The organism is Rhizohabitans arisaemae, from assembly GCF_025996515.1.
Classification (GTDB): Bacteria; Actinomycetota; Actinomycetes; order Streptosporangiales; family Streptosporangiaceae; genus Rhizohabitans; species Rhizohabitans arisaemae.
This window is the reverse complement of record NZ_BLRH01000034.1, coordinates 670,139-692,871: the sequence shown is the minus strand read 5'-3', so window position 1 is coordinate 692,871 and position 22,733 is coordinate 670,139. Positions and strand designations below refer to the sequence as shown.

At 71.5% G+C, this 22,733-nt stretch carries 19 protein-coding genes; 10 read left to right on the top strand and 9 right to left on the bottom strand.

What is annotated here, in order from left to right; genetic code table 11:
• Positions 1–45 precede the first annotated feature (45 nt).
• From RUR_RS18725 to RUR_RS18710, 4 genes are all read left to right on the top strand, one after another.
• A complete protein-coding gene (locus RUR_RS18725; protein WP_283136372.1) occupies positions 46–168 on the top strand; it encodes a hypothetical protein in 123 nt (40 codons plus the stop codon).
• Positions 165–707, top strand: coding sequence for a cupin domain-containing protein (locus RUR_RS18720; RefSeq protein WP_283136371.1), 543 nt, complete (start codon positions 165–167; stop codon positions 705–707). The genes RUR_RS18725 and RUR_RS18720 overlap by 4 nt, the downstream gene beginning before the upstream one ends.
• A gap of 150 nt (positions 708–857) precedes the next feature.
• Entirely contained in the window at positions 858–2,231 is a 1,374-nt protein-coding gene (locus RUR_RS18715) for an MmgE/PrpD family protein (protein ID WP_283136370.1), read from the top strand.
• Positions 2,232–2,294: 63 nt separating this feature from the next.
• Positions 2,295–3,464, top strand: a complete 1,170-nt coding sequence (locus tag RUR_RS18710; protein ID WP_283136369.1) for an iron-containing alcohol dehydrogenase family protein — start codon at positions 2,295–2,297, stop codon at positions 3,462–3,464.
• 81 nt (positions 3,465–3,545) lie between these two features.
• Here the strand turns inward: RUR_RS18710 and RUR_RS18705 are convergent, their stop codons facing one another.
• Positions 3,546–7,352: an nSTAND1 domain-containing NTPase gene (locus RUR_RS18705; protein ID WP_283136368.1), complete on the bottom strand. Its 3,807-nt coding sequence runs from the start codon at positions 7,350–7,352 to the stop codon at positions 3,546–3,548.
• Positions 7,353–7,716: 364 nt separating this feature from the next.
• On the opposite strand from RUR_RS18705, the gene RUR_RS18700 reads away from it, so the two are divergent.
• The gene (locus tag RUR_RS18700) at positions 7,717–9,630 is read left to right on the top strand and encodes an AfsR/SARP family transcriptional regulator (RefSeq protein ID WP_283136367.1); all 1,914 of its coding nucleotides are present in this window, start codon (positions 7,717–7,719) and stop codon (positions 9,628–9,630) included.
• A 1-nt stretch (position 9,631) separates the two neighbouring features.
• On the opposite strand, the gene RUR_RS18695 is transcribed toward RUR_RS18700, so the two are convergent.
• The 5 genes from RUR_RS18695 to pdhA all read right to left on the bottom strand — a co-directional run bounded on the left by RUR_RS18695 (position 9,632) and on the right by pdhA (position 14,179).
• Entirely contained in the window at positions 9,632–9,943 is a 312-nt protein-coding gene (locus RUR_RS18695) for a hypothetical protein (RefSeq protein ID WP_283136366.1), read from the bottom strand.
• Positions 9,944–10,019: 76 nt separating this feature from the next.
• Positions 10,020–10,421 (bottom strand): hypothetical protein, encoded by a 402-nt coding sequence (locus tag RUR_RS18690; protein WP_283136365.1) that lies wholly within the window; start codon positions 10,419–10,421, stop codon positions 10,020–10,022.
• 297 nt (positions 10,422–10,718) lie between these two features.
• Positions 10,719–12,053 carry a dihydrolipoamide acetyltransferase family protein gene (locus RUR_RS18685; protein ID WP_283136364.1) on the bottom strand — a complete coding sequence of 445 codons (1,335 nt, stop codon included), beginning with the start codon at positions 12,051–12,053 and terminating at the stop codon, positions 10,719–10,721.
• Positions 12,050–13,066: an alpha-ketoacid dehydrogenase subunit beta gene (locus RUR_RS18680; RefSeq protein WP_283136363.1), complete on the bottom strand. Its 1,017-nt coding sequence runs from the start codon at positions 13,064–13,066 to the stop codon at positions 12,050–12,052. Before RUR_RS18680 ends, RUR_RS18685 begins: the two co-directional genes overlap by 4 nt.
• Before the next feature lie 6 nt (positions 13,067–13,072).
• Positions 13,073–14,179, bottom strand: a complete 1,107-nt coding sequence (gene pdhA / locus RUR_RS18675) for a pyruvate dehydrogenase (acetyl-transferring) E1 component subunit alpha (protein ID WP_283136362.1) — start codon at positions 14,177–14,179, stop codon at positions 13,073–13,075.
• A 120-nt stretch (positions 14,180–14,299) separates the two neighbouring features.
• Here pdhA and RUR_RS18670 point away from each other — a divergent pair, with 120 nt between their 5' ends.
• The 4 genes from RUR_RS18670 to RUR_RS18655 all read left to right on the top strand — a co-directional run bounded on the left by RUR_RS18670 (position 14,300) and on the right by RUR_RS18655 (position 17,430).
• Entirely contained in the window at positions 14,300–14,791 is a 492-nt protein-coding gene (locus RUR_RS18670; protein WP_283136361.1) for an Lrp/AsnC family transcriptional regulator, read from the top strand.
• A 336-nt stretch (positions 14,792–15,127) separates the two neighbouring features.
• Positions 15,128–15,490, top strand: a complete 363-nt coding sequence (locus RUR_RS18665) for an ArsR/SmtB family transcription factor (protein ID WP_283136360.1) — start codon at positions 15,128–15,130, stop codon at positions 15,488–15,490.
• A 12-nt stretch (positions 15,491–15,502) separates the two neighbouring features.
• Positions 15,503–15,964 (top strand): SRPBCC family protein, encoded by a 462-nt coding sequence (locus tag RUR_RS18660; RefSeq protein WP_283136359.1) that lies wholly within the window; start codon positions 15,503–15,505, stop codon positions 15,962–15,964.
• A gap of 284 nt (positions 15,965–16,248) precedes the next feature.
• Positions 16,249–17,430, top strand: coding sequence for a cytochrome P450 (locus RUR_RS18655; protein WP_283136358.1), 1,182 nt, complete (start codon positions 16,249–16,251; stop codon positions 17,428–17,430).
• A 13-nt stretch (positions 17,431–17,443) separates the two neighbouring features.
• Here RUR_RS18655 and RUR_RS18650 read toward each other — a convergent pair whose 3' ends face one another.
• On the bottom strand, positions 17,444–18,799 hold the full coding sequence (locus tag RUR_RS18650) for a TolB family protein (protein ID WP_283136357.1): 1,356 nt from the start codon (positions 18,797–18,799) through the stop codon (positions 17,444–17,446).
• Complete coding sequence (locus tag RUR_RS18645) at positions 18,796–19,296, bottom strand: SigE family RNA polymerase sigma factor (protein WP_283136356.1); 501 nt, start codon at positions 19,294–19,296, stop codon at positions 18,796–18,798. The genes RUR_RS18650 and RUR_RS18645 overlap by 4 nt, the downstream gene beginning before the upstream one ends.
• Positions 19,297–19,656: 360 nt before the next feature.
• Between RUR_RS18645 and RUR_RS18640 the strand changes: the two genes are divergently transcribed.
• Positions 19,657–20,622 (top strand): hypothetical protein, encoded by a 966-nt coding sequence (locus RUR_RS18640; protein WP_283136355.1) that lies wholly within the window; start codon positions 19,657–19,659, stop codon positions 20,620–20,622.
• A 70-nt stretch (positions 20,623–20,692) separates the two neighbouring features.
• On the opposite strand, the gene RUR_RS18635 is transcribed toward RUR_RS18640, so the two are convergent.
• The gene (locus tag RUR_RS18635; protein WP_283136354.1) at positions 20,693–22,687 is read right to left on the bottom strand and encodes a HelD family protein; all 1,995 of its coding nucleotides are present in this window, start codon (positions 22,685–22,687) and stop codon (positions 20,693–20,695) included.
• Between the last annotated feature and the right edge of the window lie 46 nt (positions 22,688–22,733).

Here is a 22,733-nt window from a genome sequence, read left to right as displayed (position 1 = left end):
TCCAGCACCACCGTTCTTCACAAGAGAGAACGTAGCATGTATATAATGAAGAAGGATAGACGCGAAGGAGCGGTCAGCGTATGGGAACACGGGGAGCTCTACCCGACAGCGAAGCGCGGGTCGCTCATCTGGGCCGGATACTCCGCAGCAGCCGGGAAGGCCGCATGACCGTTGAGGAGCTCGCCGATGTGGCGGGGGTGAGCGCGGGCCTCATCAGTCAGCTGGAGCGGGGAATCGGCAACCCGTCCTTCAATACATTGATGAGATTGTCCCGGGCGCTCGGCCTTCCCATTGTGGCCTTCTTCCAAGGCGCCAACGAGTATGAGTCCGAGCGGATCATCGTACGGCGGCACGAGCGCAGGAACCTCGTGATGGCCGCGAACGGGGACGACGACGGACACGGTCTGCAGCAGGAGTTGCTCACGCCGGTGACGAACCGGAAGCTGGGCCTCGTCTGGACGACGGTGCCGCCGCAGTTCTCGACCGAGGAAACGCCCATGGCGCACATCGGTGAGGAGGTCTTCCTCGTCATCGAAGGAGAGCTGATCGTTTACCTGGACGGACACGGCTACCGGGTGGGGACCGGCGACTCCATCTCCTTCGACTCCTCCGTGCCCCACGCCTACGCCAACCCGACCCGGCAATCCGCCGTCTTCCTCGGCTGCTCGACCCCACCCACCACAGCCGGGTGCTACTCGGATAAGTAACCGGCCTCGACCGGCACGTTCCTCCCCGACCTCGCCGCCCGGGCGCCGAGGCTCGTCTGAGTGCCCGTCTTCCGGTCGGCCGGACCTTTCAGCAAACGATCGTCAGTGTCCAAGCCCCTCCGTCGGGCGTACCAAAGGTGGTGTCACCGGATGCAGGAGAAGCCGTCCAGGACTGCGGAGGCGATGGCGTCGCTCGCCGAGTTCGTCGCCGGCGTGCGGGGCGAGGACATCCCGGCGTCCACCCGCCGCCGGGCCGCCCGTGTCGTGGCCGACACGTTCGGGGTCGGGATCCGCGGCTCGCGGACCCTCCCCGCCCGTCGCCTGATCGCCGCGCACGGCACCGAGGGTGCGGCCCGGCTGCTCGCACCGGGCTTTCCCACCGCCTCCTACCAGGAGGCCGCGCTTCTCAATGCGATCTTCATCTGCTCCACCGAACTCGACGAGGGCGCCCGGCCGACCGGCCACCCCGCCATGCACGTCCTCCCGCCGCTCCTGGCCCTGGCCCAGGCCGAGGGAATGAGCGGCTACGACTTCCTCACGGCGTTCATCCTGGGGTACGAGGTCCAGGGTCGCCTCCAGCGAGCTGTACGGCTCAGGGACCGCGTGCACTGCCACGGCAACCTCGGCCACGCGGCGGTCGCGGCGGGACTGGCCCGGCTGCTGGGCCGCCCGGCGCCCATAGTGCTGACCGCGATGAACGGCGCCGCCGGGGTCGCCTCGGCGACGTCGTACGGCTCCCCGTACTCAGGTGCCGACATGCACAGCGCGACGCCCACGTTGAGCGGCTCGGCCGGATTCCTCGCCCTGCGGCTCGCGGACGCCGGCTTCACGTCCAACGGTGAAGCCGTGCCGGAGGTTTTCGGCCGGTTACTGGGTTCGTCGGTCGACGACGACGAGCTGACGCGGGACCTGGGTGAGAAGTGGGCGGTCGACGCGGGGTACGTCAAGTTCCACTCCACGTGCGGGCACGTCCATCCGGTGCTCGACGCCCTGGTCGAGGCGTTCGGGAACGACGGCACGCCCTGGCGGATGGCGTCGGCGCCGGATCCGGAGAGCATCGAGGCGGTGACGGTGACCGTGAGCGCCCGCGCCGCGGAACTCGGCCACCTGCCCCCGCCGGGTTCCGCGCTCTCGGCGAGGTTCTCGATCCGCTACGCGACGGCCGCCTTGCTCGCCCACGGGCACGCGGGCGTGGACGCGTTCGAACCGGACGCGCTGGCGGATCCGCGGATCCGCGCGCTGGCGTCCCGGGTCGCGATCGTCGCGGATCCCGCGCTCGACGAGCTGTTCCCCGACATCCACCGGGCCGGGGCCGAGGTGCGGTTCCGCGACGGGAGGATCGTGACGGGGTGGTGTGACAACCCCTACGGCAACGACAAGAACCCGGCAAGCGATCACCACATCCGCCGGAAGTTCCTCCAGCTGGCCGGAGCGGCGCTGCCCACGGGTGACGCGGAGCGGCTGTGGGACACGCTGCTGGACTGCGACCGCCTGCCGGACGTGCGGCGGCTGACACCCGCGTAGGACGCCGGGCGGGCATCGCCCGTGACCGGAAGCCGATTCCCTTCGCACACTAGGAGATCTTCTGTGGCATACGGAGGCCCGGACGCCCGATCGTTCACGCTGCCGCCGCTGGCCGTGGTGCACTACGGCGAGCGGACCCTGGACGACCTGGCGGGACACCTGAAGCGGCTCGGCCTGCACCGGGTCCTGCTCGTGACCAGCCCGTCCGTTCAGGCCCTGCTCGCGGAGGGCGGTGTCCCCGAGGGGGTGCGGCTGTTCTCCGGGGTCCGGCCGCACGTGCCGGCCGCCTCGGCGATCGAGGCGGTTCGCACCGGTGCGTCGATCGAGGCCGACGGGGTGGTGAGCATCGGCGGCGGCAGCGTCGTCGACACCGCCAAAGCCGTCGCCATGGGCGTCCCGAACGGGCTCACCGACTGGGACGCGTTCGCGGCCCACCGCATCGACGGCGGTGCCCGGCCCGCTCCACTGGAGCGGGCGCCGCTCCCGCACGTGGCGGTGCCGACCACGCTCGGCAGCTCCGAGTTCACGTACTCGTTCACCGTGACGGATCCGCGTACGCGGACCAAGGCCATGTTCTGGGATGAGCGGCTCGCCCCGGTGGAGGCCGTTCTGGATCCCGTTCTCGCGGCGCGGACCCCCACGTGGCTGTGGGCGGCGGGCGGCATGAAAACCCTCGACCACTGCGTGGAGTGGTACCTCTCCACCGGCCGTTCCTCCTTCACCGACGCCCTGTGCCTGGGCGCGTGGCGTCTTCTGTGGGAGAACCTGCCTCCGGCCTGCGAGGACACCCCGACGTCGCTGTCGCGGCTGCGGTGCCAGGAGGCGGCGTGGATGGCAGCGTACGGCGCACTGAACGTCATCGGCGGCCTGTCGCACGCGATCGGCCATCATCTGGGGCCGAGCACCGGCATCCCGCACGGATACACGGCCTCCCTCGTGCTGCCCCACGTCCTCGACTTCAACGAGAGCCACTCCCGGGAGCGGCAGCGGGAACTCATGCGCGCGATCCCCGAGGGGACTCCGGTGCGGGTCGACCGGTCCGGCTCGCTGGGGGACGCGGTCCGTGCCATGGCCCGGCACCTGGGACTCCCGATGTCGCTGCGGGACACCGACGCCGGCCCCTTCGATCCGGTGGACGTGGCCCGTGCCGCGATGGGGGACCCGATGCTGCGCAACAACCCCAAGCCGGTGACCCGGCAGGACGTCGAGGAGATCCTCCGGTCCATCGCCTGACCGGGACGCCCGGACGTGTCCGTACCCGATCCGGCGGGTGTTTTCCACCCCGTTCCGGTACGGCCTGAAGGCGGCCCGAGCCTACGGCGGCGGCCCGCACGGTGGCCGGTAGGGGAGGCCGGGGAAGTGCCCGGTCCACTCCCGCGGCCCGATCCGCGGATGGGCGAGGGCGCAGATCCGCGCCGCCACCCGGTGGGGGTCGACGTCCCACAGCCGCGCGGTGCGATCCTCACCGGCGGTGAGCAGGGTGTGCGACCCCGGCCCGAACACGAGCGCGTGCACGCGGTCACCGTGCCCGGTGAGCACGGCGTACGGCTCCGGCGGGGCGTCGGCGCGCAGGCGCCACAGCCGGGCGGTGCCGTCCAGTCCGGCGGTGGCCAGGATGCGGCCGTCCGGTGCGAAGGCGACGGATTGCACGCCGCCGACGTGGCTGGCGAGGGTGGCCAGCGCCCGCGGCCGCGCCGGGTCGGCGACGTCCCACACCCGGGCGGTGCCGTCGAGCCCGGCGGTGGCCAGCCGGTGCCCGCCGCGGTCGAAGACGATCTTCTGGACGGTGTTCGGGTGCGCGGTGAACACGGCCGTCCTGCTGGGGCGACGCGGGTCGCGGACGTCCCACAGGTGCACCTCACGGTCCTGGACGACGGCGAGCAGCCCGCCGCGGGGGTCGGCGGCGAGCGACAGCGAGCCCATGTTCTGCTTGATCACTCCGATGGGCCGCCGCTGCCTGCGGCCGGACACCGCCCAGAGCTTGACCTCCGCCACGCTGCCCCCCGCGCTCGCCAGGAGCCCGTCGCCGGGCAGGAAGACGACGGTCCGGACGTCGGCGCCCGTCTCCAGGGTGTCCCGCCGCACCGGGCGCCGCGGATCGGACACGTCCCAGAGGTGCACCCGCGTGTCGATGCCGCCGCTGGCGGCCAGCCGCCCCGAGCCGCTGAAGGCCACGGCCTTGACCTGTGCCGTGTGCCCGGTCAGGACCGGCAGGGGGACGGGCCGGTGCGGGTCGGCGACGTCCCACAGCCGGGCGGTGGAGTCCTCGCCGCCGACGACGGCGAGTCTGCCGTCGGCCCGGACGTCCAGGGTGGACAGGGCGCCGCCGTGTCCAGCCAGGACCGGTCCCGGCAGGTCGGTGACGAGGGCGGTGCCGTCCGCGGCGGCTGAGATCAGGTGCGATCCGTCGCGGCTGAAGGCCAACCCCCAGATTGTGTTGGTATGCCCGGACAGCGTGGTGTGCGCGGTCGGCCGCCGCGGCCGGGAGACGTCCCACACGCGCACGGTGAAGTCCCATCCGCCGGTCGCCATCAGCCGCCCGTCCGGGCTGAACGCGACCTTCTGGACGGGCGCCGTGTGCCCGGCCGGCGTCGCGAGGGCAACCGGCTCACCGGGTGAGGTGAGGTCCCACAGCGTCGTCCGGTGGTCGTACCCGGCGACCGCCAGGGTTCGCCCGTCCGGAGCGAGGGCGACGGAGGTGACCTGGTCCTTGCGGTCGGGGAGCCGGGTGAGCAGGCGGGGGCGGCGCGGGGTGCGGACGTCCCAGATCCTGGTGCTCCCGTCGGGGCCGCCGGTGACGAGCGTGTCGCCGTCCCGGCTGAGGGCGGCCGCGCCGATCATCGTCTTATGCCCGGTCAGCTCGGCGATCCTGGTCGGACGCGAGGGGCGGGACAGGTCCCAGACGCGCACGGTGCCGTCCCCGCCCGCCGTGAACAGGGTACGGCCGTCGGGCCCCGGCAGCGCGTGGTAGACGGCGGCGTCGTGCGCGGCGAACCCGGAGCGAAGCACGGGGCGGCGCGGCTCGGACAGGTCCCAGAACCGCACCGAACCGTCGTAGGCGGCACTGATCATGGTCCGCCCCCCGTCGATGAGGCCGATCGACTCGACGGCGTCCGGCTGCCCGGGAAGATCGGCGAGGAGCACGGGGCGGTGCGGCGCGGACATGTCCCAGAGCCGGATCGTCCGGTCGTCGCCCCCGGCCGCCATGACCCGCCCGTCGGGCGCGAACGCGACGGTGTTGATGTGATGGGCGATCTTCGTGGCGAACGGGGCGGCGAACGCGCTCAGCAGACTGCTCCTGGTAGCGACCGTGGGGGCCAGGCCGTAGGCCGCGAGGCCGAGCTGCGCGGCGAGCGCCGGATCGGCCTCGCGCAGCGCGGCGGCCTCCCCGGCGGCCTTCTCCGCGAGGGCCGTGTCCCGCTGGTCGTGCGCCACATCCTGCGCGTTCACCGCGGTGACGGCCGCGGCGACGGCGAGGGCCAGCAGCACCGCCATCGCGGCGACCAGATACCGGGCCAGGCGGCTGCGGCGCCGTTCCGCTCCGGAGCAGGCGGCGAGGAACTCCTCTTCGAGGGTGTTGAGGTCTTCCCGCCGCCGGGCGGCCCAGTCGCGCAGGGCGGCGAGATAACCGCCGCGCAGGAGAGTCCCCCGGTCGCGGCCGAGCTCCGCCCAGGTGAGCGCGGCCTGGGTCAGCCGTCGGTGGGTGCGCAGATCGTCCCGGCTGTCGGCCAGCCAGTGGCGCAGCCGCGGCCACGCCGAGATGAGCGCCTCGTGGGCGACCTCGACCGTGTCCCGGTCGAGCACGACCAGGCGGGCGCGGGCCAGCGTCTCCAGCAGATCCCCGGCCCCGGTCACGCCGGTCAGCTCGGCGTGGCCGACGCGCCGCCGGGTGTCCTTGGTGCCCTCGCCGAGGGCGGTGAGCCGGAGGAAGACGGTGCGGATCGCCCGGCGCCGTACCGCGTCGCCGGCCAGGTAGATCGTCTCGGCGGTCTGGGCGATGCTGCCGCGCAGGCCGCCGCCCGCCCGGTAGTCCCCCAGCCGCAGGACCGGCCCCGTTCTGCGGCGCCACGTCTCGCGCAGCGCGTGGGAAAGCAGGGGCAGCGCGCCGGGCTCGCCGCCGGCCTCCGCGCAGAGCACGGTGACGAGATCGGCCTCGACGTCGAGGCCGGCCTTGGCCGCCGGCGCGGTGATGATCTCGCGCAGCCCGTCCTGGCTGAGCGGGCCGATCGGCACCTGGGTCCCCTCGGTCAGCGCGGCGACGAGGTGGGGGTCGCCGGAGCAGTGCGCGTAGAAGTCCGCCCGTACCGCCAGGACCACCCGGAGACGATCGAGGGGGGCACGCGCGGCCTCGCGGACGGCGCGCAGGAAGACGTCGCGTTCGCCGGTGTCCGAGCAGAGCGTGAAGGTCTCCTCGAACTGGTCGACGACGAGCAGCAGGTGTGTGCGCTCCGGCCGGTCGGCCAGCCAGGTGCCGATCAGCGGCCCGACCGATGAGGGGTCCTCGGCCACTCTCGCGGCAAGCGCGCCGGGGTCGTCCCCGGTCCGTACGGCGAGCGCGTCGGCGAGTTCGGCGAGGGGATGGGCGCCCGGGGTGAACACCACGGGACACCACTCCCGCGGCAGGGCCGGGAGCAGGCCGGCCTGAATCAGCGACGATTTTCCGCTGCCCGAGGCGCCGAACAGCGCGGTGAGGCCCTGGGGCCCGTCGGCCCGCAGCCGCCGGGAGAGCCGGGTGACGAGGTCCGACCGTCCGAAGAACCAGTCGGCGTCGCGCGCCCGAAAGGCGGCCAGCCCCGGATACGGGCACCCCTCGTCGGCATGGGGCGCCGTGGTGGCGTTCACCAGGCTTGCGGCCGCCTGCCAGCGTGCCGTCCACTCCTGGCGGTCTCCGCCGCAGGCCTCGGCGTAGGCGAGGGTCACCTCCAGGGTGGGCAGCCGCCTGCCCCGCGCGGCCTCGGCCAGGGTGCTCGCCGAATAGTGCGCCCTCCGGGCGAGGGCCCGATAGCCGGGAGCGCCGGCCTCCTCCCGGAGCAGCCGCAGCTCCCAGGCGAAGCGTTCCGCGGGCCCGGCGTCGGGATCGATCGACCCCTCCGGCCGCCCCGCCCTCCGTTCCGCACCCATCGTTGTGAAGGCCCCTGGTCAACATGCCGAGTCTCCGCCGTCGGAGAATCCATCCTACGCTCCGGCTCGGCACCGCCACTTCCGAACACGGGTTCCCAGCCGCCGTGCATGTGCCCTATGTCATGAAATAGCGTGAACCCGATAATTACTGAGCACAAAAGCCCAGGTCAGAGGATTGTCCGGCGCTGGTCGGCACCTCTTTCGGACAATCGGACACCGCACCTAGCATCGAAACAGTCCCTGCGCCGCCGCATTTACCGGCCTGGCGAACGGCACATCGCCCGACTATTCGAAACGGGCACCCGATCGGACGGGGACGAGGACCACGGTCAGTCACGTGATCGTGTGGACATACGGGGGTTCGATGCACGGGGACATACAGGTGAGTCTGTGGGGGCCGCTTGCGGTCAGCACCGACCGCAGACCCGTCGCGGTGCCCGGCGGCCGGCTGCGGACACTGCTGGTCTGCCTCGCGCTGGAGGGCGGCGGCATGGTCTCGACCGACACGCTCACCGAGCGGATGTGGGCGGACCGTCTTCCCGGGCGGCCACGCGGCGCGCTCCAGACCAACATCACGCGGCTGCGCCGCCTGCTCGGGCCGCAGACCGTCGAGACCGTGGCGCACGGCTACGCGCTCCGGATCCGCCGGCAGGACGTGGACCTGCTGCGCTTCCGTGAACTGGCCGCCCGGGCACGGCGGGCGGCGGCGGCCGGAACCGCCGAGGAGGAGATGCGGCTCCTGCGCGAGGCCCTGGCGTTGCGCAGGGGGGAGCCGTTCGGCGGCGTGGACTCGTCCTGGCTGGAGCGGGAGCTGGCGCCGCAGGTCGAGGAGGAGTGGTTCGCGGCGCTGACCCGGCGGTTCGACCTGGAGATGGCCGCCGGGTACCACGACGGGGTGCTTCCCGAGCTGTGGAATCTGGCCGCGGCCTATCCGCTCCGCGAACCCGTCTGGGAGCGGCTGATGCTGGCGCTCCAGGGAGCCGGGCGCCGCGCCGACGCCCTCCAGGTGTACCGGCAGGCCCGCTCGGTGCTGCGTGAGGAGCTGGGCCTGGAGCCCGGCCGGCGGCTGCGCCGGCTGCACGGCGCGCTCCTCCAGGGGACCCCGGACGACACACGCGAGGGCCTCACCGCACCCGGGCGACGCCCGGCCGTGCCGACGGCGTCGGCATCCGTCCCCTTGCGGCAGTTGCCGTCGGACGTCTCCCGCTTCACCGGGCGGGAGGACACGCTGGCCGAGCTCGACGCCGTCCTGCACCGCTCCGGCGCGCAGCACGGGCCGGGCACGGAGCCCGCCTCACGGCCGATCGAGATCGCGGTGGTGTCCGGTCCGGCGGGGGTCGGCAAGACCGCGCTGGCGGTCCGCTGGGCACACGCCGTACGCGACCGCTTTCCGGACGGGCAGCTCTACCTCGACCTGCGCGGCTACGGCACCGCGGAACCCGTGGAGCCGTCGGCGGCGCTGGGCCTGCTCCTCCAGGCGCTGGACGTGCCTGCGGCGCGGCTCCCGGTCGGCGTCGACATGCGTGCGGCGCTGCTGCGCAGCGTCCTCACCGGGCGGCGGATGCTCATCGTCCTGGACAACGCCCGCGACAGTGCCCAGGTGCGCCCGCTTTTGCCGGGGTCGCAGGTGTTCGTGCTCGTGACCAGCAGGAACCAGCTCCGAGGTCTGGGCGCCCTCGCGGGTGCCCACCGCGTCACCGTGCACCCGCTCCGGCCGCCGGAATCGCTGGCGCTGCTCGGCGAGATCCTGGGCCCGGCGGCGCCCCCGGCGGCACTCGGGTACGAGCTGGCCGAGCTGTGCGGCCGGCTGCCTCTCGCCTTGTGCATCGCCGCCGAACTGGCCGGACGGCAACCCGCCGACGGGCCGGCCGACCTGGTCCGGCGCCTGCGAGCGCAGCGGGATCGGCTGAACGTCCTGTCCACGGGGGACGATCCCCAGGGCGACCTGCGATCCGTGCTCTCCTGGTCCTACCGGGCCCTGACCCCGCCGGCGGCGCACCTCTTCCGGCTGCTGAGCCTGCACCCGGGCGGTGCCGCCGTCGAGGAGGAGGCGGTGGCGGCGCTGCTCGGCGTCCCGATCCCGGACGCGCGGCGGTCGCTCGACGAACTCGTCCGGGCACATCAACTCGTCCGGCACGGGCTTACGGCGCATGCGATGCAGGAGCTGGTCCGGCTGTACGCGGCCGAACGCCTGGACGAGGAGGAGACCCGGCAGGAGCGCTCGGCGGCCGTCCGGCGCCTGCGGGAGTGGTCGGCGCGGACGCCGGAGCCGGGGTGACTCAGCGGGGGATCGCCACGCTTCGCCGCACGCCCACGGCGACCGTTCCCGGCTGCGGGACGACGACCTGCGACGGTCCCGAGCAGCCGGTGTCCGCGTACGCCGTGACAAAGGTGTCGGTACGGTTGGCCACACCCGTGAACGGCTGGGCGGACGTGTGGCATCCGGGGGCGGGATCGCGCAGGACGACCGCGGCCCCGGTCGGCGTGACCAGGGTCAGCGACCCGCGTGCGGCGGCGGCCGGCGTCGCGTGCAGGGCCGTCACCGCGAGCGCCGCGACCGTACAGGTGAGCATCGGCTTCCACATACGCATGAGGTTCCTTTCCCGCGAAGGGGCGGGGCCTGACCGCGCCTGCGTGGCCGGGCCCCGTTTCGCTCACATCCCGGCGTCAGCTCATGCGCACGCAGGGAAGGCCGTACGAGCCGTAGCCGCCACCGGGCTTGTGGTACCAGAGTTCGGCGCACACCGTGGCCCCCACCGGGACGGGAGCCGCGATCCTCCCGTACACCGTCCGTCCGGGGAAGTGGTAGTTGGCGCCGTTCCGGTCCCAGCCGCCTCCCGCCCGCCAGTAGTGGATGTGGTAGGTCCCGACCGGCGGGCCGGGGTAGTGCTGCGAGTCGACGACGCCGCCGTGCGCACGGATCCACAGGGATCCGTTCCGCCCGCTGTCCGCGGCCGCCGGCGACACGACGCCGACGGCGAGGACCGCGGCGGCGCCGAGGACGGCCAGTGGCCTGGCGACCCGGCTCCGGAGGGTGGGTTTCCCGGCGGTCACCTGCACTTCGCTCATGGTGGACTCCCCTTGACCAACGAATGTCCCGGCGACTCGACGTCACCGGGATCCATGGGTTCGCGTTGACGGAACCGACGTTAGTCACGGGGACTTTCTAAGCCCTGCCATCCTCCTGACACGATCAGTAAGGGTTCGTCGGCCGTTCGGGCGGTGGTCGTGCCGACCGCCGTTTCCGGTCGTCGGCAGGCCGGCGGTGCATGTCCGGTCACCGGCTCGACGGCGTACGGGTGACCGGTGGCACCGTCCCCGCCGCCGGGTGGACGTGACTTTGGCGGCGGGGAACCCGGCGGGACCTCAGAGGTCGAGCAGCAGGGTCTCGGGGTGCTCCACACAGTCGGCCACGTAGCGCAGGAACCCGCCCGCGACCCCGCCGTCGCAGACCCGGTGGTCGAAGCTGAAGGAGAGCTGGGTGACCTTGCGGACCTCGAGTTTCCCGTCCACGGCCCACGGCCGGTCCACGATGCGGCCCACGCCGAGCAGGGCGGCCTCGGGGTGGTTGATGATGGGGGTGGAGCCGTCGACGCCGAAGACCCCGTAGTTGTTGAGGGTGAACGTCCCCCCGGTCAGCGCCGAGGGCGGCAGGCTTCCGGCCCGGGCGAGCTCGGTGAGCCGGGCGAACTCCGCGGCGAGCTGGGCTGTGGTCATCCGATGGGCATTGTGCACCACGGGCACCACAAGCCCCCGGTCGGTCTGGGCGGCGAAACCCAGGTGGATCGCGGAGTAGCGGACGATCTCGCCCCGGGCGGTGTCCACGGAGGAGTTCAGCTCGGGGAACCGCCGCAGCCCGGCGACGCAGATCCGGGCGAGCAGCGCCAGCAGGCCGATCCGCCGGTCCGGTGCCGCGGCCCGCAGGATGTCCTTGGCCGCCAGCAGCCCGGTGGCGTCCACGTCGACCCAGGTGGTGGCGTCCGGTATCTCGGTGCGGCTCCGGGTGAGCTTCTCGGCGACCGCCCGGCGCAGCCCGCGCAGCGGGATGCGTTCGACGGCGTCCTCGTCCGGCGCGGGGGAGTCCGGGGCCGCGACGGCCTGCCCGGCGAGGGCGGCGGCCTGCTCGACGTCGCGCCGCAGGATCACCCCGCCCGGACCGCTGGGCGTCGTCCGGAGCAGGTCGACGTTCTTCTCCCGGGCCAGTTTGCGGACGAGCGGGGAGATCACCAGTGGCGTCCGCCGGGGCGGGTCGGCGGTCTCCGCCGCGGGGGCCGGGGTCGCCGGGGCGTCCGGCGGGGGGAGCTCGACGACGGTGGTCCGCCGCTCGGCGCGGGCCTTCCTGCGGCGTCCGGCGGGGGCGTGACCGGTGCCGTACCCGATGAGGACGTTCCCCGAGCCGGCTCGCTCCTCCTCCCGGTACCGCTCGGCGGCGACGGGCACCGGCTCCGCCGAACCGACGGAGATCAGGGGCGAGCCCACCCCGATGACGTCGCCGGCGCCCGCGTGCAGGCCGGTGACGACACCCGCGAACGGCACGGGCACCTCCACCGCCGCCTTGGCGGTCTCGACCTCCACCACGAGCTGGTCGATCTCGACCGTGTCGCCGACCGCGACCTTCCATTCGAGGATCTCCGCCTCGACCAGCCCTTCCCCGAGGTCGGGCAGCCGGAAGGTCCGGTCGGTCAGCGTGTCCACGCTCATGCGGCACCCCTGGCCAGGTGGAGGACGTCGGGCCGGTCGTCGAACTGCAGCCGGTCGACGGCGTCCAGGACGCGGTCGACGCCGGGGAGGTGGGAGTGCTCCAGTTTCGGCGGCGGGTAGGGGATGTCGAAACCGGCGACGCGCAGAACCGGGGCGGCCAGGGAGTGGAAGCACCGCTCCTGGATCCGGGCGACGATCTCGGCCCCCACCCCGGCGAAGCTCTGCGCCTCCTGCACCACGACGCATCGCCCGGTACGGCGTACCGACGCCACGACCGTCTCGTCGTCGAAGGGCACCAGCGTGCGCAGGTCGACGACCTCGAGCTCGATGCCCTCGTCGGCCGCCACCTTGGCGGCTTCGAGGGCGACGGGTACCGACGGGCCGTAGGCGACGAGGGTGGCGTCCCGCCCGGCGCGGCGGACGACGGCCCGGCCGAACGGCTCGGCCTGCCGGCGCGTCAGGTCGGTGTCCTCTTTGGACCAGTACAGCTTCTTGGGCTCCAGGAAGACCACCGGATCGGGATCGGCCACCGCGTCCCGCAGCAGCCAGTAGGCGTCGGCGGGGGTCGCCGGGGTGACGACCTTCAGGCCGGGGGTGTGGACGTAGTAGGCCTCGCTGGAGTCGCAGTGGTGCTCGACGCCGCCGATGCCGCCCGCGTAGGGGACCCTGATGACCATGGGGAGGCCGAGCTTGCCGCGGGTGCGGTTACGGAACTTGGCGACATGCGAGACGATCTGCTCGAAGGCGGGGTAGGCGAACGCGTCGAACTGCATCTCGATCACCGGACGGTAGCCGCCCATCGCCATGCCGACCGCGAAGCCGACGATGCCCGATTCGGCGAGGGGCGTGTCGAAGCACCGCTCCTCACCGAAGTCGCGGGTCAGCCCGTCGGTGATCCGGAACACGCCGCCCAGGGGGCCGACGTCCTCCCCGAAGACCAGGACCCGCTCGTCGTCGCGCAGGGCGTCGCGCAGCGCGGTGTTGAGCGCCTGTGCCATCGTGACCGTGCTCATGGCGGTTCAGCCCTTCTCTGCTTGCAGTTCCGCCGCGAGCATCTGGCGCTGCTCCCGGAGTTGCGGGGTCGGCTCGGCGTAGACGTGGTCGAACAGCTCCAGCGGATCGAGTTCCGGGTCGAGGTTCATCCGGGTTCGCAGGTCCGCGGCGAACGCCTCCGCCGCCTCGCGGGCCGACGCGACGTCCTCGTCGGTCAGCAGGTCCCGGCCGCGCAGGTACGTCTCCAGCCGTGCCAGCGGATCGGCCCCCTGCCACCGTTCGACCTCGGCGTCGTCCCGGTAGCGCCCCGCGTCGTCGGCGTTGGTGTGCGGGTCCATCCGGTAGGTGTGCGCCTCGACCAGGAACGGCCCGTGGCCCGTACGGGCGTGCTCGACGGCGGCCGTCAGCACCGAGAGGACGGCGACCAGGTCGTTGCCGTCGACCTGCTCGGACCGCACGCCGTACCCGACGCCCTTGTAGGCCAGCGCCGGAGCGGCGGTCTGGCGGGCCAGCGGGACGGAGATCGCGTACTTGTTGTTCTGCACGAAGAACACCACCGGCGCCTTGAACACGGCGGCGAAGTTCAGCGCTTCGTGGAAGTCACCCTCGCTGGTGCCGCCGTCGCCGACGAACGCCATGACCACGGCGTCGCCGCCGCGGCTGCGCAGGGCGTGGGCCAGGCCGGACGCGTGCGGCAGCTGGGTGGCGAGCGGGGTGCACTGCGGTGCCGTCCGGGTGGCCGCCGGGTCGTAGCCGCAGTGCCAGTCGCCGCGGAGCAGTGTGAGCACCTCGACGGGGTCCACGCCCCGGGTCACCAGGGCGGTGGAGTCCCGGTAGGTCGGGAAGAGCCAGTCGTCCTCGCGCAGCGCGAGGACGCCCGCGATCTGGCACGCCTCCTGACCTCGGCTGGAGGGGTAGACGGCCAGCCGTCCCTGCTTGGTCAACATCGTCGCCTGGGTGTCGAAGCGGCGTCCTAGAACCATCCGCCGGTACGCCTCGCGCAGCAGTTCGGCCGACGGTTCGGCGTAGTCGGCCGACTCCTTGACCGGGCTGCCGTCTTCGGTGACGAACCGGACCGGCGTGAGCGCCGGCAGGAGTCCCTGCACGGCCTGCCGGTGCGTTTTCACGGACATACGACAAATCCACCTTTGCTTAGACGCTTGACAAGAATTGTTCGGTATGGCGAACTATTTGTTCAATGTCAGTCGCCGATTGGCGACAGATGGCCGGATGGGACCGAGGAACGGGGCAACATGTCAACCGATGATCTCCCCCTGCGGGGCCCGGCTGGACAATCGGTCGCGCACCTGGACGAAACGGATAAGGCGATCATCGCTGAGCTGCTCCGGGACGGTCGCCTGTCGGTCCGCGCCATCGCCGAGCGGGTCCACGTGTCCCGCGCCAACGCCTACGCGCGGATCAACCGGATGACGTCCGACGGCACGATCACCGGATTCACCGCCCGGCTGGACCCGCAGCGCGTGGGACTCACCGCCAGCGCGTACGTCATGCTCTCCATCGAGCAGAACACCTGGCGCACCGTCGCCCAGCACCTGCGCAAGATCCCCTATGTCGACCACATCGCCCTGGTCGGCGGAGACTTCGACGTGCTCGTCCTGGTCCGCACACCCGACAACGCGGCGCTGCGCCACGTCGTGCTGGAGCGCTTCCACGAGATTCCGGGGGTCCGCGGCACCCGCACCAGCCTGGTCTTCGAGGAGACCGCCGGCCGCGGCATGGGCTGAGAACCGGAGTGCCGTGCGCGGCGCGCGGTCGGGTGGGGCGGGAGAAACGGACCGGTGCCGGTTCCGGCCGGACGAAGGCACAGCCGAAGGCGGTCGTGATCACCGTGAACGCGCCTCCGGACGTTCTCGCCCTGTGGGAGGCAACGCGCTCCCCGGGCTAACGAGGAGCTCATCTGCGGAGTGCGCGGTGCGACGGCGTGACCGCCCATGATGAGATCAAGCGCGGTCGCGGGGCGGATGCGGAGGTTTCGAACACGAGGTCGTGTACGGGTTGACGACTCCCGGTCCTTCTCGCTATAAATAACCTATTGGTTAATTAACGAGGCGGTTAATCAAGTGACGACTGATCGGCTCAGCACCATCTTCGCGGCGTTGGCGGATCCGACCCGCCGGGCGATCCTGGCCCGGCTGGCGGAGGGGGACGCGACCGTCTCGGAGCTGGCGGAGCCGTTCTCCATCAGCCTTCCGGCGATCTCCCGGCACCTGAAGGTGCTGGAGAACGCCGGGTTGATCTCCCGGAGCCGTACGGCGCAATGGCGCTCAAGCAGCCTCAACCCCGAGCCGCTCCGGGAGGCCACCGCCTGGATGGAGCGGTATCGGCGGTTCTGGGACGTCAACTTCGCGAGGTTGGACGCTCATCTGCGGGCCATACAGCAAGCGCAGTCGGCGACGGAGCAATCGCCGGAGAAGACTCAGTAAGGGGAAAGACCCATGGCGGAAGCCACAGCCACCCACGAACTCGTGATCACCCGGATCTTCGACGCCCCGCGCGAAATGGTCTACCGAGCCTTCACCGACCCCGACCAGCTCGCCCGGTGGTTCGGCCCGGTCGGCTTCTCGGTGCCCCGGGAGACCGTCGACATCGACGCCAGGACCGGGGGGCACCAGCGGTTCACGATGGTGAGCGAGTTCGACCCCACGATGAGTTCGCCTATCGACGCCACCTTCACCGAGGTCGTCGAGAACGAGTTGCTCGTGGGCACCGAGAAGGTCGAGGGGATCCCCGGCTTTGAGGGCGTCTCCCACACCAGGATGCGCATCGAGTTCCACGACGAGGGCGGCAAGACCCGCCTGGTGCTCCGGCAGAGCCCGTACTCCGGCGACATGGTGGACATGGCCCGCCAGGGCTGGCTCAGCTCCTTCACCAAGCTCGACACGCTCCTCGCCGGATAAGTCCGGTACGGGACCTCGTCGAACGGCGGAGGTCTGCGGCGTCGGTGCAGACCTGGACCGGCGGGCTGGTCGAGCCTCTATTCGATCGCGGTTTCCGGGACGTCGTGCGGGGTGCCGGCGGAAGTCCTCGGGGGCGTTCCTCCGAGGACTTCCGCACAAGATCGGCAGAAGGCGGGGGGCGGCGCGCGCCTTGACTGTGACGCGACGTCAGCCGGTTGAGTTGGGGCTCCCAACCGCTTCCGGGCCGACAACCCGGATGGATCACCACAGTGAGGTGCCCCACCATGACCACGACCACACCGACCCTGCCGTTCGAGCGACCCGACTCGATGGCGCCGCCGCCGGCCTACGCCCGGCTCCGGGACGCGACGCCCGTCGCCGAGGTGTTCGCCCGGGACGGGCGGCGGGCCTGGCTGGTCACCTCCTTCGACGCCGTCTCGGCGGTGCTCGGCGACCGGAGATTCGGGATCATGCCGCCGGGGGAGAGCGTGCCGGGCAACGACTCGTTGTTTCAGGACGGCGAGGCCCACGCCCGGCTCCGCCGCCTGGTGTCGAAGGCGTTCAGCGCCAGGAAGATCGCCGAGATGGGTCCGCGGATCGAGCGGCTGGCCGACGAGCAGATCACGGTGCTCACCGAGACGGGTCCGCCCGCCGACCTGGTCGACGGATTCGCGGCACCTCTGTCGATCATGGTGATCGGCGAGCTTCTCGGCGTGTCGATCGAGGATCGCCCGCGGTTCCGCCGTCTGGCCGAAGCAGCGGGATCGGTGGACTTCTTCTTCGGCGCGGAGGAGGACGTCGCCGTGGCCGCGCAGGCGTGGCAGGGGCTCGGCGAGTACGCCGCCGAGCTGATCGCCGCCAAGCGGCAAGCGCCTGCCGACGACCTGCTCGGCACCCTGATCGAGGTGCGGGACGCCGAGGACGGGCGGCTCACCGACACCGAGCTGATCGCCCTGGTCGGGACCATCGTCAACGGGGGCTACCTCTCGGCCTGCAACGCCGTCGCGGTCGGCGTGCTCCGGCTGCTGTCCGAAGGGAAGCCGGCCGACCTGGCCGGAGCCGACTCCGAGCAGGCCGACGCGATCGTGGCCGAGGTCCTGCGCATGCAGGCGGGGATGACCGGGGAGCCGTTCCCGCGCTACGCCCACGAGGAGGTGGAGGTGGCCGGGGTGAGCATCGCCAAGGGAGACCTGGTGCTGGTCCGGCTGGAGGCCGCCCATCGCGATCCGGCGCGCTTCACCGACCCCGACCGGTTCGCACCCGGGCGGCCCGGGCCGTCCCTGGTCTTCGGCCACGGGCTGCACTACTGCCTCGGCGCGAACCTGGCCCGGATGGAGGTCGTCGCCGCCCTCCGGGCCTTGGCCCGTCATCTGCCGGGGCTCCGGCTCCAGGTGCCGGTCGACGCGATCGAGTGGACCCACGACGCGTTCGACATCGGCCCCAAGGCGCTTCCCGTCACCTGGTGAGCGGGGCGGGGAATCAGCTGATCTTGTCCAAGTTGATCACAAGGAACTCCTGGTTCCTCTTGAGATACAGCAGGTTGTTGTAGGCATGAAGGGGGAGGGACGTGTTGCTGGGGGATCGCATTCCGGTGTCGGCGAACCGGCCTGTCTCCGCGTCGTGCAGAGTGAGGCCTTTCGTCTTGCCTTTCTTGAAAGGCCACAGGTAGAGGCGCTCATGAACGAGATAAAGCGACTCCGGTGCGTACAAGGGCAGTGTCTTTTGCTGAGATCCGTCTCGGAAACGCTGGAAAGGTTTGTATCCGACGGTCTTCCCGCCTTGGCATATCAACAATCCGCACTCGCTTAACATTTCGCCCGGGCCGACCTTGGCCGTTCTCGTCTCCCCGGTTTCCACGTTGCGGATATCGACGAAGACCGGATGTTCCGGGCGTCCGACCTGCAAGGATAGGTAGGGCGAGCGACCAACCCATGGCCAGCGCAGAATATGCAGGCCCTTGGTATCGGCCACGGGCTCCACCGTTCCGCCCCCGAGAGGAACCGTGAAAGCACCGTCACCTCCAACGGAGAAGACGATTCGGTCACCGGCGATCGAAAAATGTTCGAGGCGATGGTACAAGCCATCCTCGGCAGGCTGCTCCTGGTACGAGGCGACCTTCCTCGCCTGGCCACCGGAGAGCGGGGCCACCCAGAGGTCGACGGTACCCCGGTCCGGATTCATCCACCAGGCGACATGTCCCCCGCCGATACTGAAGCCGACCGCGTAGCCACGGGGCCCGTCGGGGGCCGGCACGTCGGCTATCTTGCGTACAGTGTCGGTATCCAGGTCGTAGGCGAGAAGCTCATTTGTGTTCGCATAGCTTTTCTCGGTCCGCACCATGAGTGTGCCGTCGTCCAGAAAGCCCACGGGGAAGAACTCGCGCCCGTCGGGTAGTTTGTCGCCGATCTTTCTGACCGCCTGAGGCCAGACCTTCTCGATGGGTTGCCGGCCGGCTACGGCCGGTACGGGATTGCCCACCGCCGTGTTCTCCCGTTCGACCGGGTCCGTGGGCGGGTCGGTGTACACCGGAGGGAAGACCGCAGTATCCGGCGAGGTCGAAGGGTCCGGACCGGCTGAGGGGTCCACCGGCACGGCCTGCTGCCCCCCGGCCGGGCCGAAGCCGGGGAGAGCCGTGACTCCGGAGGCGTTCAGGGCGACGGTGCCGCCGCCGGCCACCACCACGACGGCGACCGCGGCGACCAGAATCCGCGCCCGGGTCCTGCGCGTGCGCGAGCGCCCCGCCACGTGTGCGGCCAGGGTTCCCGGCGCCCGCGGCGCCTGACCTGCGGCCTGGTTGAGGGCTCGGCGGAGGATGTCTTCCACGTCGTCGTTCATCGCGTGCTCCCGTCGGCGGTCTTGAGGTGGGGTACGGAGGAGCGGAGCTTGCCCAGCCCGAGCGACGCGTGGCTGCGAACGGTCCCGCGGGAGACGCCGAGCACCTCGGCGATCTCGGCGTCGTCCAGGTCCTCGTAGTAGCGCAGGACCAGGACGGCCCGCTGCTTCCGGGGGAGTCCGGTCAGCGCCTGCCAGAGCCCGTGCTCGGCTTCGGACGGCAGGAAGTCCCGATGCGTCTCGTCGGGCAGGTCCCAGGCGAGCCGTTCTCGCCTGCGCAGCCGCCACCAGCTGATGTGCAGGCGCGCCATGATCATCCGGGTGTAGCTCTCCGGATTCTGCTTGGACTGCACCCGCGACCAGGCGCGGTGCAGCCGGATCAGCGCTTCCTGGGTGAGGTCGGCCGCGTCGTGGGGGTTGCCGCTGAGCACGTAGCCGTAGCGCAGCAGCGCATCGGCCCGTGCGGCGACGAACTCCACGAAGCGGGGATCGTCAGTCAATTCCTTCGCCTCTCGTCGGTCCGTCACCGCCCAGACGGACTCGCCGCCCAAACCGTTGAACGCGGGGTACGCCCTGCGGCGGCGTAGGGGAGCGGCCTGCGGCAGCCGTACATCACCATGATGTGAAAAATGGTGACTCGTGAGACCGGTGGAACCCTGCTGTCAACAAACGAGTCAACATATAGATCACGAAAATACGGTGAATTTGCCGCAAGCCCGGAACGTCCGGATGTGGCCAGTCATGAGCCTTGTCAACGGCGGCAACTGAGAGGAAAGTCCTGGTTACACAGGCATGGCCGGGTCCGCCCAACGGAGTGCGACCCTCGTCGTGGCTGCCCAGCAACCCCCCATGGAGGAGCGATGGCGAATTCCCCCACCGTTCACGACGAGACGCCGGGCAGACGCGGGGCGCGACGGCGCCCCATCCTCACGAACATGCCGGGACGACGCCTGCTGGCGATCGTCACCGGGCTGATCGCCGTGGTGTTCCTCTCCGTGGTGCCGGTCTCCGCGGAATCCCCGGTCACCCCCGCCCCCGCCCCCGCCCTGCCCAGGCCGTTCCCGTTCGTGTCGTACCTCGACCTGGAGTGCTTCAAGACCAACCCGTACCAGCCGCCGACCACCACGCTGACGCTGAGCCACATCAACCCCCAGCTCGTCTCGCTCCCCGCACACCAGGTCACCCTCGGCAACCGTGAGCAGCTGTGCGTCCCGGTCATCAAGGACGGCTGGAGCCCGCCCCCCGAGGTGATCGACTTCATCAGGTACGTCGACCTCTCCTGCTACCGCGTCACGGGCACCCCGCTGAACCGCCGGATCGTGCTCAGCCAGCTCAACCCGGTGTTCGCCGGGCACCCGCGCTTCCAGACGGTGATCGGGGCCCCGGAACAGCTGTGCGTCCCGGTCGCCAAGGACCACGCCTTCCCGCCCACCCCCGAGATCAAGGAACTGGTCTCCCACATCGACCTGGAGTGCTACGCGGTCAGCCCGCCGGACTCCCTGGCCCGTCCGGTGGTCCTGCACCAGCTCAACCCCGTCCTGGTCAACCGGATTCCGCGCGCCCAGGTGCAGATCAACCGGTCGCCGCAGCTGTGCCTCCCCGTACACAAGCGGGGTGACGTGATTCCGCAGCGGGTGCTGGACATCGTCCAGTGGATCGACCTGCTCAAGTACGACATCCTCGCGCCGGCGATCAACCCGGTCCCGCTGACCCTGAGCCACCTCAACCCGGTGCTCTCCCACCTGCCCGCCGAGTCGACCGTCCTCCTCGAAGCCCAGCAGCTCGCCGTACCCGTCGCCAAGAACGGCGTGGCCCCGCCCGGCTGATCGAAAGCCGGATAGACCAGGGTGCCCCCGGCCCGGTGCCGGGGGCACCCCCGTTGGCCGGGCAGACGGCTTATCGGGCAGACGGCGTGAGGAACTCCGGTAGCGGACGGGAATGCAGCACGTCGAGCCGGGAGACCGCCCGGGTGAGGGCGACGTAGAGCCGGTTGAGCCCCCGCTCCCCGGTCTCGGCCACCGCGGCGGGCTCGATCAGCACCACGTGGTCGAACTCCAGCCCCTTGGCCACGCTCACCGGCACCACACCGACCCGGGCGAACGGGTCCGCCGTGTCGTCGACGAGTCCCGCCTTCCGTAACGCCGCGGTCAGACCCGCCACGGCGGCGTCCTCCGCGATCACGCCTATGGATCCCTCGTGGTCCAGCGCCGCCCGCACCGCGGTGACCACGGCCTGCCGCAGGTCGGTGACCCGCTCGACCCGCAGCCGGCCGTCGGCCCGGAACGACCGGGTGGCGGGAACGTCCACCTCCAGCGCCCCCAGCAGGGAGTTGGCGAGCTCGACCACGACCGCCGGAACCCGGAAACCCGTGGTCAGCGCGATCACCTTCGCGTCGGGCCGGCCCAGGTGCGCCAGCCGCTCCGGCCAGTGGCGGGCGGCCCACGGCGTGGTGCCCTGCGCCAGGTCACCCAGGACGGTGAGCGAGCCGTACTCGCTTCTGCGAGCGATCGCCCGGCACTCCATCGGCGAGAGGTCCTGCGCCTCGTCGACGATCACATGGCCGTACCCGCGGGGCCGCTCCGTCAGCCCGGCGAGCTCGTCCAGCAGCACCATGTCGGCCGTCGACCACCGGGCGGCCTTGACGGTGCGCGGCGGTTTCCCCCAGCCGATCTCCTCCTGCTCCGCCCGGGTCAGGATGCCGTCCGCCGCCTTCGCCCGCGACTCGGGGTCGCCGAGCAGCTCCGCCAGCACCTCCTCCGGCCGGACCGCGGGCCACACCGCGTCCACGGCCGGGGCGACGGTCCGGCCCATCCCGCGGGCCCAGGCCGCGCCGCAGCTCTCCCCGGCGGCCTCGGCCTGGCGCCGCAGTAGGCCGAGGACCCGGGCGAGGATCCGTTCCCGCCCGATTCCGTACGGGACGGCCTCGCCCAGGGTCTCATCCACGATCCGGCCGAACCGCTCCCGCGGCACCCGGCGCACGGCGGAGCCTTCGCGGACCGCGATCGGCTCGGCCGGGTCGCGGATTCGCCCGTACAACGCCCGGCGGAGCACCTCCGCCATCCGGGGGTCGTGCTTGATTCGCGCGCACACCGGGTCGTCCAGGCCGCGGACGGGGCCGCGGGCAACCAGCCGCTCCACGGTGGTCTGCTCGACGTCGAACTCCCCCAGAGTGGGGAGGACCGTTGCGATGTAGCCGAGAAAGGCCGGACTCGGCCCGAGCACCAGGACGCCGCGGCGCTCCAGCCGGCGCCGATGCGCGTACAGCAGGTAGGCGGCGCGGTGCAGGCCCACCGCGGTCTTGCCGGTGCCGGGCGCCCCCTGCACGCAGATCGACTCCTCCAGCGCGGCGCGGACCAGCTCGTCCTGCTCGGGCTGGATGGTGGCGACGATGTCCCGCATCGGACCGACCCGGGGGCGTTCGATCTCCGCCCGGAGGAGGGACTCTCCGGCCGTGTCGGCGCCGTCCGTGAGCCGCTCGTCCTCGAAGCCGGTGAGCGAGCCGACGTTCCATCCGAACCGGCGGCGTACGGCGACTCCGCGCGGGTCGGTCGCGCTCGCCCGGTAGAAGACCTCGGAGACCGGCGCCCGCCAGTCGAGCACGAGGGGCTGCCCGCCGAGGCCGCCGGAGATGTGCCGCCGGCCGATGTGGTAGCGCCGGCCTTGATGGTCTCCGGACGCGAAGTCCAGGCGGCCGAAGAACGGGGGACCGCCGGAGTCCTCCTCCAGGTGTTTGGCGAGGCTCTTGAGGTGGCGTCCGAGCCGCTCGGCACTGTAGCGGTCTCCGGCCACCTCCTCCCCGATGACGACGTTCCGATGGGCACCGTCGAGCATGCCCCTGAGCGCCGCGGCGCAGCGTTCGGCGTGCTTTCTTTCCTCGGCGAGCTCGGTCACTCAACCCTCCCTATATTTACCCGGTCATAAATATTACCGGGTTAAA